Annotated in this window: 13 protein-coding genes; 11 read left to right on the top strand and 2 right to left on the bottom strand. The window is 72.4% G+C overall.

What is annotated here, in order from left to right:
- Positions 1 to 21 precede the first annotated feature (21 nt).
- Positions 22 to 564 carry a GNAT family N-acetyltransferase gene (locus IE267_RS16680; protein WP_161244821.1) on the top strand — a complete coding sequence of 181 codons (543 nt, stop codon included), beginning with the start codon at positions 22 to 24 and terminating at the stop codon, positions 562 to 564.
- Positions 565 to 621: 57 nt separating this feature from the next.
- Here the strand turns inward: IE267_RS16680 and pdxR (IE267_RS16675) are convergent, their stop codons facing one another.
- Entirely contained in the window at positions 622 to 2,022 is a 1,401-nt protein-coding gene (gene pdxR / locus IE267_RS16675) for a MocR-like pyridoxine biosynthesis transcription factor PdxR (RefSeq protein ID WP_167158853.1), read from the bottom strand.
- A gap of 304 nt (positions 2,023 to 2,326) precedes the next feature.
- Between pdxR (IE267_RS16675) and IE267_RS16670 the strand changes: the two genes are divergently transcribed.
- The 10 genes from IE267_RS16670 to IE267_RS16625 all read left to right on the top strand — a co-directional run bounded on the left by IE267_RS16670 (position 2,327) and on the right by IE267_RS16625 (position 12,272).
- Positions 2,327 to 3,850: an anthranilate synthase component I family protein gene (locus tag IE267_RS16670; RefSeq protein WP_205380408.1), complete on the top strand. Its 1,524-nt coding sequence runs from the start codon at positions 2,327 to 2,329 to the stop codon at positions 3,848 to 3,850.
- Positions 3,847 to 4,437: an anthranilate synthase component II gene (locus IE267_RS16665; RefSeq protein ID WP_167158855.1), complete on the top strand. Its 591-nt coding sequence runs from the start codon at positions 3,847 to 3,849 to the stop codon at positions 4,435 to 4,437. Before IE267_RS16670 ends, IE267_RS16665 begins: the two co-directional genes overlap by 4 nt.
- A 157-nt stretch (positions 4,438 to 4,594) precedes the next feature.
- Positions 4,595 to 5,374 (top strand): B3/B4 domain-containing protein, encoded by a 780-nt coding sequence (locus IE267_RS16660; protein WP_189763726.1) that lies wholly within the window; start codon positions 4,595 to 4,597, stop codon positions 5,372 to 5,374.
- Positions 5,375 to 5,445: 71 nt separating this feature from the next.
- Positions 5,446 to 6,660: an ATP-grasp domain-containing protein gene (locus IE267_RS16655; protein WP_167158859.1), complete on the top strand. Its 1,215-nt coding sequence runs from the start codon at positions 5,446 to 5,448 to the stop codon at positions 6,658 to 6,660.
- A gap of 2 nt (positions 6,661 to 6,662) precedes the next feature.
- Positions 6,663 to 7,892, top strand: a complete 1,230-nt coding sequence (locus IE267_RS16650; protein WP_229861236.1) for an MFS transporter — start codon at positions 6,663 to 6,665, stop codon at positions 7,890 to 7,892.
- A gap of 60 nt (positions 7,893 to 7,952) precedes the next feature.
- Positions 7,953 to 9,257 carry a TrpB-like pyridoxal phosphate-dependent enzyme gene (locus IE267_RS16645; protein WP_189763725.1) on the top strand — a complete coding sequence of 435 codons (1,305 nt, stop codon included), beginning with the start codon at positions 7,953 to 7,955 and terminating at the stop codon, positions 9,255 to 9,257.
- Between the two features lie 136 nt (positions 9,258 to 9,393).
- A complete protein-coding gene (locus tag IE267_RS16640; RefSeq protein ID WP_167158862.1) occupies positions 9,394 to 10,065 on the top strand; it encodes a flavodoxin family protein in 672 nt (223 codons plus the stop codon).
- A 61-nt stretch (positions 10,066 to 10,126) separates the two neighbouring features.
- On the top strand, positions 10,127 to 10,471 hold the full coding sequence (locus IE267_RS16635; RefSeq protein WP_161248212.1) for a cupin domain-containing protein: 345 nt from the start codon (positions 10,127 to 10,129) through the stop codon (positions 10,469 to 10,471).
- A complete protein-coding gene (locus IE267_RS16630) occupies positions 10,468 to 10,839 on the top strand; it encodes a chorismate mutase (protein ID WP_189763724.1) in 372 nt (123 codons plus the stop codon). Before IE267_RS16635 ends, IE267_RS16630 begins: the two co-directional genes overlap by 4 nt.
- A complete protein-coding gene (locus tag IE267_RS16625) occupies positions 10,836 to 12,272 on the top strand; it encodes a UbiD family decarboxylase (protein ID WP_189763723.1) in 1,437 nt (478 codons plus the stop codon). Before IE267_RS16630 ends, IE267_RS16625 begins: the two co-directional genes overlap by 4 nt.
- On the opposite strand, the gene pdxR (IE267_RS16620) is transcribed toward IE267_RS16625, so the two are convergent.
- Positions 12,244 to 13,809 carry a MocR-like pyridoxine biosynthesis transcription factor PdxR gene (gene pdxR / locus IE267_RS16620; RefSeq protein ID WP_189763722.1) on the bottom strand — a complete coding sequence of 522 codons (1,566 nt, stop codon included), beginning with the start codon at positions 13,807 to 13,809 and terminating at the stop codon, positions 12,244 to 12,246. The two genes, IE267_RS16625 and pdxR (IE267_RS16620), sit on opposite strands and share 29 nt — an antisense overlap.
- Between the last annotated feature and the right edge of the window lie 21 nt (positions 13,810 to 13,830).

Below are 13,830 nucleotides of genomic sequence, written 5' to 3'. Positions count from 1 at the left end.
GTGACCTGCCACGCTGTTGCGATGACAGAGGTGTTCTTGCGGCGGCTGTCCCGATGGCAGGCCGAGCAGCAGAGGGAATCCGTCGCGGACTTGTACACGGCGGCGTACGACGATGTGCCGGGCGTCGAGCCCCTGGGGCGGAGCGGGTTCCTGCGCCGCTTCGCCGAGGACGTGCAGCGCCCCGGCTTCGACATGATCATCGCGGGCGATCCGTTCCTGGTGGGCTGCGCCTACGGCTACCCGCCCGGGCGCGAGGGCGAGTGGTGGCACGGCTTCCGCGGTGCCTCGACCGACGGCATCGAGGAACTGGCCACCGCCGACCGGGTGTTCGCGCTCGCCGAACTCATGGTGCTGCCGAACCGCCGTCGCACCGGCATCGCGACCCGCCTCCAGGAACGCCTCCTGGAGCGCCAGGAGGCCGACCTGCTCACCGCCCTGGTCGCCACCACGAACACCGCGGCGGCGGCGGCCTGCGCCGCCTGGGGCTGGACCCGGTCGCCCCTCACCACCCCGCCCCCACAGGGCCCCGCCCTGGACGCCTGGATACGCCGCCCGTCGGGGTGAGGGCGCGCAACGTCCCGGCGAGGGCAGAGCCCGCCCGGCGGCCCCGGCCGCCGACGATCAGCCCCCCACCTCCCGGTACGCCGCCCCCAGCGCCGCCATGCTCCGGCCCAGGCCCGAGCACGCCACCGTGGCGTAGCTGAGGACCAGGGCGGGCGGCCGGCTGGTGTCCGACAGGGTGTAGAAGGCGCCGCCGCGGGTCAGGACCGAGCGGCGGCGGGCCGCGCGCAGGAGGGCCGACTCCGCCATGTGCGGCGGGAGCTGGACATAGGCCTGGAGCCCGCTCTCGCCCCCGGTGAGGCGGGCTCCGGGCAGGCAGGCCTCCACCTGGCGGCGGACGGTCTGGCGGCGCCGGTGCAGTTCCGTACGCAGCTGGCGCTGGTAGCGGTCGAGCGCGCCGGTGTCGATGAAGCGGGCGAAGGTGAGCTGTTCGAGACCCGAGCAGCCGATGTCCCAGCCGGCCCGTACGTACTCCACCGACGCCATCAGCTCCGAGGGCGCGGCGAGCCAGCCGAGCCGCAGCGCCGGGGCCAGGGTCTTGCTGGCGCTGCCCGCGTACACCACCCGGTCCGGCGCGAGGCTCTGCAGCGCCGGGAGCCGGTCGGAGCGGTGCAGGAAGGCGCTGTCGAAGTCGTCCTCGATGATGTAGCCGCCGACCTCGCGGGCCCAGGCGATCAGCCGCTCCCGCCGGGGCACGCAGAGCCGGACCCCGGTGGGGAACTGGTTGCCCGGGGTCAGCAGCACCGCCCGTACGCCGCTCCGCTCCAGCAGGTCGACCCGCAGCCCGTCCTCGTCCACCGGGATGCCGACCACCCGCAGCCCCGAGCTGGTGACGAACTCGCGCTCGCCCGGATGCCCCGGGTCCTCCACCGCGAGCGTGGTGTGGCCCCGGTCCAGGAGCACCCGGCAGATCAGGGCGAGGCCCTGGGCGAAGCCCGCGGTGACCATGAGGTCCTCGGGCCGGCTGCGCACCCCGCGCACCCGGCCGAGGTAGCCGGTCAGGACCCGCCGGGTGAGCGGGACCCCGGCCGGCGGGGAGTAGCCGAGTTCCAGGTGGCCGGCGTCGGCGACCACGGCCGCCATGGAGCGGATCCACTCCTGGCGGGGGAAGTCCATGACGTTGGACGTTCCGGTGCGCAGGTCCCACATCGCCTCGGGCGCGGTCTCCGGATCGGGCGGCACCAGGCGGGACGTCGTGTCGGGCGCACCGGCCCGCTCCGAGACCGTCGTCCCCGAGCCGTGTCTGGTCTGCAAATAGCCCTCGGCCGACAGCTGCTCATAGGCCTCCACCACGACGCTGCGGGACACCCCCATATCCAGGGCCAGTTGGCGGCTGGACGGAATCCGCGTCCCCGGCCATAAAGTTCCGTCCTCAATCAGTTTGCGCAGCGAATTGCGTATTTGAACGGCGAGCGGGAGGCGCGATTCACGGTCCAGGGTGAGGGCTAGCTGCAGCGACAAAGTGGTCTCCTCTCCGGAGGCCGAAGTGGTATGGCTGGGCCGGTCCCACATTTGATGGAGTCGTCGAGCACACAGATGCGCCGCCGGTGGAAAACGGCGAATGAGGGTGGGGCGGGGAGTCCGGCGTGAACGGCCCGGACATGCGTGACGTGCGAATCCGGGCCGACGGCGCCCCGTCGACGGGCATGCTCATTCCTCGAAGCCCCTACGGTCCACTCGGATCAGGAAGGCTTTCGACGTGTCCTTGTTGTCAGAGTTGTCAGATCTCCCAGAACTGTCAGAAGTGCCAGCGTACGACGGGGAATTGGCTCCGGACGAAACGGTTGCGAACATTCCGGTCCGGCTGGTTTCCGAGGAACTCCCCCAGGTCGAAGCGCTGGGACTCTACGAGGCGCTCTCCCGCACCCGGGAGGAGGGCGACGTCTACCTCTTCGAAAGTCTCGACGGTCCCGACCAGGACCGCCACTACGCCGCCGTGGGGTACGGCCGCCTCGCGGAACTGCGCATTCACGCCGACCGGCTGGAACTCGTCGCTCCCGGGCCGCTCGGCGACCGGCTCGCCGCCGCGCTCACGGCCACCGTGGGAGAGAGCGGCAGGACGGTCGCGGGTGCGACGGCCGGCGCCCGGCAGTGGCCGGTGCGCGACTCCGGCACCGTCTGGCGGATACTGCGCGCCGTCCAGGCCCTCTTCGACCTCGACACGGACGTACCCACCGGCACCTTCGCCTTCGGCTTCCTCACCACCCTCGCCTACGAGGCGGCGTGGGCGATGGAGGAACTCCCCACGAGCCAGGCCGACACCGGCCTGCCGCGCTGCACGCTCACGCTCTTCAAGGACACGGTCTGGTACGACCTGAAGCGCGGCGGCGTCCGTCATCTCAGCGCCTCCGGGCCCCAGTTGACCACCGACGCCGACCAGCCGCCGCTGCGCACGGTCGTCGAGGCCGTGCGGGCGGCCGGGGGCGCGGAGAGCGTCCCGCAGGCGCCGACGGCAGCGTCCGTACGGGACACCGTGGACGAGGCCACCTTCGTCGAGCGGGCCGAGCGCTGCCTGCACCACATAGGCATCGGCGACAGCTACCAGATACAGATAGGCCACCGCATCGACGTGGAAACGGAGTTGACCCCGCTCCAGGTCTACCGGCGGCTGCGCCACCGCAACCCCTCGCCCTACATGTACCTCGTGCCCTGGGCCGGGCGGACCGTGATCGGCGCGAGCCCCGAACTGTTCATCCGGGTCGAGGACGACGCCATCTCGATGCGGCCCATCGCCGGCACCGCGCGCCGCGCCGCCGACCCCGACGAGGACGCCCGCCGGGTGGCCGAACTGCGGGACAGCGCCAAGGAGCGGGCCGAGCACGTCATGCTGGTCGACCTGTGCCGCAACGACATCGGCCGGGTCTGCGAGCCCGGCACGCTGTCCGTCGACACGATGATGGAGGTCGAACCCTTCGCGTACGTCCACCACTTGGTGTCCACCGTCTCGGGCCGCGTCAGGCGCGGCACGGACGTGTGGGCGGCGATCTGCGCGACCTTCCCGGCCGGCACGATGACCGGTGCGCCCAAGCTGCGCGCCATGGAGATCATCGACGACCTGGAGGAGCACCCGCGCGGCATCTACGCGGGCGCTCTCGGGCTCGTCGACGTCCGCGGCTTCGCGGTGCTCGCCCTGTGCATCCGCACCGCCGTCCACGACGGGGTCCGCTACAGCACCCAGGCCTCGGCCGGGCTGGTCGCCGACTCCGAGCCCGCCGCCGAATGGCGCGAGACGCTGGCCAAGATGAGCGCCACGTACTGGGCGCTGACGGGCGAGGAGCTGCTGAAGTGAAGGTCCTCCTCGTCGACGCGTACGACAGCTTCAGCCACATCATCGACCAGTACCTGCTCAGCCTCGGTGCCGAGACGGACGTGGTGCGCTCGCGCACCCGCACGGTGGCCGAGCTGATCGCCTCCGCCCCCGACGCGGTGGTCCTGGGCCCCGGCCCCGGCCACCCGGCGGACTCCGGCCACGTCGAGCTCGTGCACGCCTTCGCCGGGCGGGTCCCGCTGCTCGGGGTCTGCCTCGGCCACCAGGCCATCGGCCTCGCGTACGGCGCGAAGATCGCCGTCGCCCAGCGCCTGATGCACGGCAAGACCAGCCCCGTGCGCCACGACGGCCTCGGTGTCTTCGCGGGCGCCGCGCAACCGCTGACCGTCACCCGCTACCACTCCCTGATCGTCACCGACCCGCCGCCGGAGCTGACGGTCACGGCGACCTCGCAGGACGACGGCTACGTCATGGGCGTCCGCCACGGGAGCCTCGCGGTGGAGGGCGTGCAGTTCCATCCCGAGAGCGTGATGACCGAGGACGGCATGAGGCTGTTCGCCAACTTCCTGGGCCACAGGGCCGTTTCACCGTCCTCGGCCCCCGCCTGACGGGGCGTCCGGGGCGCCCGCGGGGGCGCAAGTGGACTTCTGGAATTGCCGGAAATTGGCCACAGCCGGGCCCCTGCCCGCTCCCTACTGTCGGAACCGCATCAGCGGTCCGCCTGGTAACAGCGACGGAATCCCACAGCCGAAGGAATCCACGTCCATGGAGAGCTCCACCCACGTCCGCGGCGGCGTTCGCCCCTTCACCGTCACGATCGACGGGCGCCTGTCCGAGCGGGTGCCCGGCTATGTGCTCGGCCTGATAGCGGTACCGGACGTCGACGTCGTCAGGGAGTCCGGGGAGGTCGACGGATGGCTCACCGCGGCCGAGGACGCGCTGCACGCGGCCCGCCTCGGCAAGGCGGACGTGTCCGCGCTGCCCCCGATCGCCGCCTGGCGGGACGCCTACCGCGCGGTCGACGTCAACCCGAACCGCTTCCCGTGCGCCGCCGAGTCGGTCCTGCGCCGGGTGGCCAAGGGGGACCGGCTGCCCCGGATCAACGCGCTCGTCGACCTCTGCAACGCCGTCTCCCTGGACACCCGCCTCCCCGTCGCCTCCTGCGACGTGGGCGACATCCAGGGCGAGTTGGAGGTACGGCTCGCCCACGGGGACGAGGTCTTCGCCCCGCTGGGCGCACCCGGCGCGACCGAGCATCCCGACCCGGGCGAGGTCGTCTACGCCGACGGACAGGGCCGGGCCCACTCGCGGCGCTGGAACTGGCGCCAGGGCGACGTGGTCAAGACCGACGTCGGCCGTCGCAGGCTGCTGCTCACCGTGGAGTCCGCCCACGACGGCGGCCGGGCCGTCGTCGAGGAGGCGCTCGACCGGCTGGCCGGTGCGCTCACCGGGCTCGGCGCCGAGCCGGGACCGGCCCTGGTGCTCGACGCGGCCACCGTGAGCGGGCAGCCGTTCGCCCCCTCGGCCGCGTCCGTCCGCCGATGACGTCCGCCGATGCCGCCTTCCCGTCCCGCCCGCCCCGGGTTCGTATCCCGGACTCGTCTGAGGAGCACCCCATGAACCCCTCGATCCTGGTGGTCTACCGGCCCGCGGCAGGGCGCTACACCGCCCAGTTCCGCGCGGTGGTCGCGGCCGCCGCCGAACTCGGCGTGGCCAGTGTGGTGCTGCTGCCCACCGGCTGGGAGGCCCCCGAGGCCGAAGGCCTCCCGCAGTACCGGGCCGACCTGGACGACACCGCGGCCGTGCGGGCCGCCGTCGACTCCATCGTCGCCGAGCACCGCATCGAGCGGATCTTCCCGCTGTTCGAGGGCGATGTGCTGCCCGCGAGCCGGGCCCGCCGTGACCACGGCATCCCCGGCCTCACCCCCGACCAGGCCCTCAACTTCCGCGACAAGAACGTCATGCACCGCAGGGCCGAGGAGCTCGGGGTGCGGGTCGCGCGCTCCTGCCGCCCCGACACCGTCACCGCCGTCGCCGAGTTCGCCGGGCAGGTCGGCTACCCCGTCGTCGTCAAGCCGTACGCGGGCTGGGCCTGCGGCAACACCTACCGGGTGGACGACCGGGCCGAACTCGACCGGGTCTGGGGCGAGATGGGTGACGACCGGCACGAGTACCGGGTGGAGGAGTTCATCCGCGGCGCCGAGTTCCACGTCGACTCCCTGTTCCAGGGCGGCGAGGTCGTCTTCGAGCAGTTGTCCCAGTACACGTACTCCGTCCTGGAGTACCGCGACGAACCCGGCGGCACCATCTCCCGCAAGCACGACCTCACGCCGAGGGAGCAGCGCATCCTGGAGCTGAACGCGGTGGTCCTTCGCGGCTTCGGCCTGAGCACCGGGGTGGTGCACGCCGAGTTCTTCCTCCTGGACGACGGCGAGATCGTCTTCGGCGAGGCGGGCGCCCGGGCCGGGGGCGGCTCCATCGTGCCCGCCGTCGAGGCGGGGCGCGGGATCAACCTGGCGGGCGAGTGGTGCCGCCTTGAGCTGGACCCCGACCACCGCCCGGCCGTCCGGCTCGGCCCGGAGGTCGGCACCGAGTACCTGTCGTCCGGCGAATACGGCACCATCACCGCCATCACATCCGCCGCCGAACTGACCTCCCTGGAAGGCGTGTTGGACGCGGACGTGTGGAAGCGCGTCGGCGATGTGCTCGCCCCGCCGACCGCCTCCAACGACGTGCTCGGCTGGTACGTGTGCGAGGGCACCGACTTCGAGGACGTCAAGGCCCGCTTCAAGACCGTGCGCGACAGCTTCCGCGTAGAGACCGGGGCCTAGCCGTGCTGTGGGTCGCGCGCTTCAAGGAACTCCCGCTCGCCCTGCGGGTGTTGTTCCTCGCCTCCTTCGTCAACCGGGCCGGCATGTTCGTCTTCCCGCTGCTCGCCGTCTATCTGGTGCGCGGCAAGGACCTCAGCCCCGGCGAGGCGGGCCTGCTCATCTCCATCGGCAGCACCGGCCTGCTGGTCGGCAGCCTGTTGAGCGGCCCGCTGTGCGATCTGAAGGGCCGGCGCACCGCGCTCCTGAGCGCGCTGATCCTCAACGCGGCCGGCTATCTCGGCCTCGCCCTGCTCGACGGCGCGCCCTGGACGTACGCGGCGCTTTTGTTCGTCGCCCTGGTCGGGATGGGGATGTTCAGCCCGGCCTCCAACACCCTGGTCGCCGATCTGACCACCCCCGAGCAGCGCCCGTTCGCGTACACGATCAGCTACGTCGGCAACAACCTGGGCATGGGCGTGGGCCCGCTGCTCGGCGGTGTCGCCGCCGCGTACTCGTACCACGTCATGTTCGCCGGGAACATCTTCGCGGGCCTGCTGTGCGCGGCGATGATCACGCTGTGGGTGCCGCGCGACCGCCGGAGGCGGGAACCCGAATCGGCTGCGGGCAAAGGCCGTTCGGGGCCGCTGGGGCACCGGCACGTGCTGCTGATCGTCCTCGTCTCCTTCTTCTACGTCGTGCCGCTGATCGGCCTCGAATACGCGCTGCCGCTCGCGGTCACCACGGTCCTGCACGACTCGGCGGGGCTGGTCGGCGCGGTCTACACGATCAACAGTGTCGTGGTGGTGAGCCTGGGTCTGTTCATGGAGAAGCACATCCGCGGCCGGGGCACCAAGGCGCTGCTCCTGGTGGCGGGGCTGCTGTGGACGCTCGGTCTCGCCGTGATCGTCTTCGGCTTCTCGCTGCCGGCGCTGCTGCTCTCCACCGTGGTGTGGACGCTCGGCGAGATCATCGTGTCCGTCGTGGTGCCCACCTATGTCGCCGACCACGTCGACGAGGGGCGCGTCGGCCGCTTCATGGCGCTCAACGGTTTCGTCCTCGGCCTCGCCCGGCTCGTCGTGCCGGTCGGCCTGGGCGTGCTGTGGACGGCCGACGGCTACCGGCCCGTCTTCGTGACGCTGCTCATCGCCCCGCTCGTCGGAATCGCCGCGTTCTCCGTGCTGCGGATCAGGCCGCCCGCGGCCCGCAAGCCCAGTGCCGACCCGGAGCCGAAGGCGGCCCCGGCGAACACCTGACCCTGCCGCACGCTCCTCCTCGCCCCGTACCGGCTCCACTTCACTCACAGGAAAGTTTCCATGCCCCAGACGAAGTTCCTGCTGTCCGAAGCCCAGATCCCCACCACCTGGTACAACGTGGTCGCCGACCTCCCCAAGCCGCTGGACCCGATGCTGCACCCGGGCACCCGCCAGCCGATCACCCCGGCCGACCTGGAGCCCCTGTTCCCCGCGGAGCTGATAGCGCAGGAGTTCTCCACCGACCGGGAGATCGACATCCCCGGCGCGGTCATCGACGTCTACCAGCAGTGGCGGCCGAGCCCGCTGGTGCGGGCCCGGCGGCTGGAGAAGGCTCTCGACACACCGGCGCGCATCTACTTCAAGAACGAGGGCGTCAGCCCGGCCGGCAGCCACAAGCCCAACACCGCGATCCCGCAGGCGTACTACAACAAGCAGGCGGGCGTCGAGCGCCTCACCACGGAGACCGGCGCCGGGCAGTGGGGCAGCTCGCTCTCGCTCGCCTGCCAGTACTTCGGCCTCATCTGCGAGGTCTACATGGTGAAGGTCAGCTACCAGCAGAAGCCGTACCGCCGGGGCCTGATGGAGACGTTCGGGGCCAGTGTCACCGCGAGCCCCAGCGAGCGGACCGAGGCGGGCCGGGCCGCGCTCGCCGCCGACCCGAACTCGCCCGGCAGCCTGGGCCTCGCCATCTCCGAGGCGGTCGAGGCGGCCGTCAAGAGCGGCGGCACCGCCAAGTACGCGCTCGGCTCGGTGCTCAACCACGTGCTGATGCACCAGTCGATCATCGGCAAGGAGGCCCTGCTCCAGATGGAGCTGGCCGAGGACTACCCGGACATCGTGATCGGCGCGGCCGGCGGCGGCTCCAACTTCGGCGGCCTGGCCCTTCCGTTCCTGGGCGAGCAGTTGCGCGGCGGCCGTTCGGTGCGGGCCATCGCGGTAGAGCCGTCGTCCTGCCCGACGCTGACCGAGGGCACGTTCGAGTACGACTTCGGCGACACGGCCGGAATGACCCCGCTCACCAAGATGCACACCCTCGGCCACACCTTCGTGCCGCCGAGCATCCACGCGGGCGGCCTGCGCTACCACGGCATGTCGCCGATCATCAGCCAGCTGAAGGAACTCGACTACCTGGAGGCGCGCGCGGTGCCGCAGACCGCCTGCTTCGAGGCCGGGGTCACCTTCGCCCGCAACGAGGGCATCGTGCCGGCCCCCGAGTCGACCCACGCCGTACGCGCGGCCATCGACGAGGCGCTGGCCTGCAAGGAGTCCGGCGAATCGAAGAGCATCCTGTTCTCGCTCTCCGGGCACGGCCACTTCGACATGCAGGCCTACATCGACTACTTCGCCGGAAAGCTCCAGGACTGACCGTCCGGGGCCGTACGGCGAGCGAGGGCACGACTGACGGCCGGGGGGAGCCGGCCGTCAGGGGGAAAGGGGGCGAGCCCCGACGGCCCGCCCCGCAGGACCAGCGGTCACCGGACCAGCGGTCAATGGGGGAGACATGCCAGGAGTACGTTCCGACCAACCCGTCATCCTCGGGATATCGGGCTCCGAGCGGGCGGGCGGCAACACCGACCTCGCCCTCGACTACGCGGGAGAACTCGTGCGGGGCAGGGGAGCCACCTTCCGCACGGTCCACCTGCGCGACCGGCGCATCTCGCCGTGCAGCCCGTGCGGCGACTGCAACAGCCGCACCCTGCCGTGCGCGCTGCCGGACGACATGCCGGGCATCGTCGAGGAGATGAAGCGCGCGGACGGGATCATCTACGCGGTGCCCGTGCACGGCTTCGGCCTCGCGCATCTGATGCAGATCTTCATAGAGCGGGCGGGCGTCGGATTCCTGCGCTTCGACCGCCCGCTGGCCAACAAGGTCGGCGGCATCATCGTCACGGGCCGCCGCTACAGCGACGCCTCCGTGCACAACCAGCTCGTCGACAACCTGCTGCTCAACCGGATGATCCTGGTGGGCAGCGGCTTCCCGGCGCTGCTGCGCAACACCACCGGCAAGCCGGGCCTGAACGACCCCGAGGGCATCGACGCCCTGGAGCGGATGGCCCACCGGATGATCGACATGACCCTGCTGCTGCGCAAGTACCACGCGGACACGGGGGAGCCGGTGCTCCCCCTGGACGACCGCAACGAGCGGGTGGAGCGCAGCCGTTCGCTGTCCTGAGCAGCCACCGCCGTACCCGCACCCGTACCCGTACCCGATCACCATCTCCGAGGAGAGCCTTGTGAGCACCACCACGCCCGCCCTGGTCGGCATCGACTTCGACGCCATCCCCTGGGAGAAATGGAACAAGCCCGGCGCCGACGGCCGGGTCAAGATCGCGTACACCGGCGGCAAGCGGGTCCGGCTGATGGAACTGCCCGCCGGATTCAACGAGTTGGAGTGGTGCGAGCGCGGCCACCAGGGCTGGGTGCTCCAGGGCGAGTTCACCATCCACTTCGACAACCGTTCGGTGCCGTGCCGTCCCGGCATGGGCTTCATCATCCCCGGGGACGAGCGCCACCGTTCCCAGGGCTCCGACGACGAGCCGACCGTCGTCTACGTGATCGACGAGGTCCCCGCCCCGTGACCGCGGGAACCGCCGGACCCGCTGCCGGAGCCGTCGCCGGGGCCGAGCGCATCGACGAGCTGCGCCTGTCCGTCGACGCGCTCGACCGCCAAATCGTCGCGCTGCTCGCTCAACGCACCGCCGTGGTGCGCGAGTTGACGGCGTTCAAGAAGGACGAGGAGACCGTGCGCTCGCCCGGGCGGGTGGCCCAGGTCATCGAGAAGGTGCGGGGTCTGGCCGTCGAGGAGGGCATGCCGCCGGGCATCGCGGAGAGCGTCTACCGCACGCTCATCACCGAGTTGACCGACCTCCAGATGGAGCTGCTCGCCGAGCGCAGGGCAGCGGCCCGCCCGGCCGGGCCGGCCGCGGTCCCCGAGGGCACGGCATGACGGCGCGCCGGCTCGCCGACCTCCGCACCGCGCTCGCCGGGCTCGATCCCATGCCCGGCGAGCTGGTGCGGGAGCGGGCGGAGGTCCCGGCCCGGTTCGGGGTCTCCGCCCGCTACGCGAAGTGGGCCGGCACGCCCGCCCCGCCGCCCACCGGTCCCGGCCCTGCCGTCCTCTTCGAGCGGGTCGCCCCGGAGGGCGGGGCGCCCGCCCGGGCCGTGCTCATCGGCCTGTACGGGACCAGGCGCCGGGCGGCGGCCCTGCTCGGCACCACCCCGGGCCTGCTGCCCCAGCGCATCGTGGACGCGGTGGGGTCGCCGGTCGCGCCGGTACGCGGCCGGGGCGGCCGGGAGCCGGTGCGCGTCCCGCTCGCGCCGGACCTGACGGCGCTGCCGGTGCCGGTCCTCACCGACGAGGACGCGGGCCCGTATCTGACGCTCGGCTCGGTCCTCGCCACCGACCCGGACACCGGGGTGCGCAACCTCTCCGTCCACCGGATGTGCGTCCAGGGCCCGGACCGGCTCTCCCTCTGGATGGTGCCGGGCCGCGATCTGGAGGCCGCCCACCAGGCGGCCCGGCGGCGGGGCGAGAACCTGCCCGTCGCGATCCACCTCGGGCTCGGCCCGGCCGTCCTGCTGTCGTCGTGCTGCCCCACTTCCCTGGTGCCGGGGGGAGTCGACGAGCTCGGCGTGGCGGGCGCGCTCGGCGGGGCGCCGGTCGAGCTGACCGACTGCCGGACCGTGGCGGCGGAGTGCATAGCGCACGCCGAATACGTCATCGAGGGCGAGCTGCTCGCCGACACGGCCCCGGAGAACCCCCGAGGCCCTTACGCCACACCGGAGTTCCTCGGCTACCGGGGCCGCGCCCATCCGGCGCTCCCGACCGTGCGGGTCACCGGGATCACCGCGCGCGAGGGCGCGATCCTGCAGACCGTGTCGGGGCCCGGACACGAGCAGTCCGTGCTGCTCGGCTTCGGCATGGAGGCGGCGGTGCTCGCCCGGCTGCGCGAGCTGGACGCGCCGGTGAAGGGCGTGCACTGCCACACCGCGGGCGGCGGCCAGCTCATGGTCGTCCTGCAGTGGCGGGCCAAGCGGTCGGCCGCCGACGACGAGGTGGTGCGCAAGGCCGCCGAGTCGGTCCTGGAGGAGTTCCGGATGGCGAAGCTCGCGGTGTCGGTGGACGAGGACGTCGACATCGAGTCCGACGCGGACCTGTGGTGGGCGATGACCACCCGCCTCCAGGCCGACCGCGACGTGGCGGTGCTGCCCGACCGGCCGGGCTTCCCGCTCGACCCCTCGCAGTCCACCGCGTACTCACCGCACCTGTCGGCGGACGGCCGCACCGCGAAGGCGCACTTCGACTGCACGGTTCCGCACGCCCTGCGCGCCCGGTTCCACCGGCCGCGCTTCACCGAGCCGCAGGAGGAACGGAGTTGACGGGCCGCGCGGCCGTGACCGCGCCCGTCCGCCCCGTCGCCTCCCGGACCGCGTCCGCGAGCAGGGCGACGCCGCGGGTGATGCGCGGGGCGGGCAGGGCCGCATACCCCATGAGGAACGTCGGCTCGGGCGGCGGGTCCTGGACGAAGTAGCCGGACGCGGGGTAGATCCGCACCCCGAGCCCGGCCGCGATCTCGGCGATCCGCCCCTCCGGGGTGCCGCGGGCGCCGGTCAGGGTGACCAGCACGTGCAGGCCCGCCGCCTCCCCGGAGATCCGCACCTCCGCGCCGAAGTGCTCGTACAGCGCCTCCAGGAGGCGGCCGCGGCGCTGGCGGTACAGGCGGGTCATCCGGCTGATGTGCCGGGCGTAGGCGCCGGTGGCGATGAAGTCGGCCAGCGCGTCCTGGGCGACCGTGGGCGTGAGCCGGTCGGTGATCCACTTGATGCCGAGGAAGGGCCGCACCAGGTGCGGCGGCAGCACGGCGTAGCCGATGCGCAGCGCCGGGAAGAGCGTCTTGCTGAAGCTGCCGACGTACACCACGGTGTCGCGGTGCCGCTCGGCGGCGAGCGCGGGCAGCCGCTCGCCGGTGAAGGTGAACTCGTTGTGGTAGTCGTCCTCCAGGACGGTCGCCCCGTGGTCATACGCCCACCGCACCAGGGCGCGCCGCCGCGCCTCGGACAGGATGACGCCGGTCGGGAACTGGTGCGAGGGCGTCACGTACACCAGCTTCACGCGCGCCGGGTCGTGGCCGTGCGCGCGGACGCACGCGTCGATGTCGCCGACGCGCAGCCCCTGTTCGTCCACCGGCACCGGCACCACGTGCGCCTGCGAGCAGCCGAAGACCTGGCGCAGGACGGTGTGGCTCGGGTCCTCGATCACCACCACGTCACCGGGCCCCACCAGCATCCGGACCAGGATGTCCAGGGCCTGGGTGGCGCCGCTGGTCACCATGATGTGGTCCGGCGAGGCGTCCAGGGCCCGGCTCCGGCGCACCAGCGTCGCGATCTCGGTGCGCAGCGTCGGCGAGCCCTCGGCCGGGCCGTAGCCGAGGGACGCCACGTCGGCCCGGCCGTACGCGTCGTGCAGGGACTGGCGCCAGCGGGCGACGGGGAACTCGGCGAGTGCCGGGGTGCCGTGCCGGAAGTCGAGGGCGCCGCCCGGATGGTGGGTGGGCGGCGGCTCCCACGGCTGCCACAGCGGGCTGCTGCCGTCGGTCGCCCGGGGCGGCTGCGGCGCGAACTTGGCCTGTGGGGAAGGGGGTTGGGCAGCCGGGCCGTCCCCGGCGAGGGGGGCGACCCTGGTGCCGGAGCCGCGTCTGGCGATGATGATGCTGTTGGCCCGCAGCAGTTCGTAGGCCCGGGTGACCACGGTCCGCGACACGTCGAGCTGCTGGGCGAGCTCGCGCGACGCGGGCACGCTGTCGCCCGGGCGCAACCGGCCGGCCCGGACCAGGGCCGTGATCTGCTCACAGAGCTGTTGCTGCAGCGGTGTTCCGCCGTCCCGGTCGAGGACGATGAGCAACTCCGACGACCCCACGCCTTCCCCCTTCGCCAGGCT

The organism is Streptomyces xanthochromogenes, from assembly GCF_014650455.1.
Lineage (GTDB): Bacteria > Actinomycetota > Actinomycetes > Streptomycetales > Streptomycetaceae > Streptomyces > Streptomyces xanthochromogenes.
The sequence above is the reverse complement of the archived record's forward strand: the minus strand, read 5'-3'. Positions and strand labels throughout refer to the sequence as shown.

What these genes read in the sequence shown, in the direction of transcription:
- IE267_RS16640 (WP_167158862.1), top strand. Translation starts at nt 9,394, where the DNA reads ATGCCAGGAGTACGTTCCGACCAACCCGTCATCCTCGGGATATCGGGC.
- IE267_RS16645 (WP_189763725.1), top strand. Translation starts at nt 7,953, where the DNA reads ATGCCCCAGACGAAGTTCCTGCTGTCCGAAGCCCAGATCCCCACCACC.
- IE267_RS16680 (WP_161244821.1), top strand. Translation starts at nt 22, where the DNA reads ATGACAGAGGTGTTCTTGCGGCGGCTGTCCCGATGGCAGGCCGAGCAG.
- IE267_RS16660 (WP_189763726.1), top strand. Translation starts at nt 4,595, where the DNA reads ATGGAGAGCTCCACCCACGTCCGCGGCGGCGTTCGCCCCTTCACCGTC.
- IE267_RS16625 (WP_189763723.1), top strand. Translation starts at nt 10,836, where the DNA reads ATGACGGCGCGCCGGCTCGCCGACCTCCGCACCGCGCTCGCCGGGCTC.
- IE267_RS16655 (WP_167158859.1), top strand. Translation starts at nt 5,446, where the DNA reads ATGAACCCCTCGATCCTGGTGGTCTACCGGCCCGCGGCAGGGCGCTAC.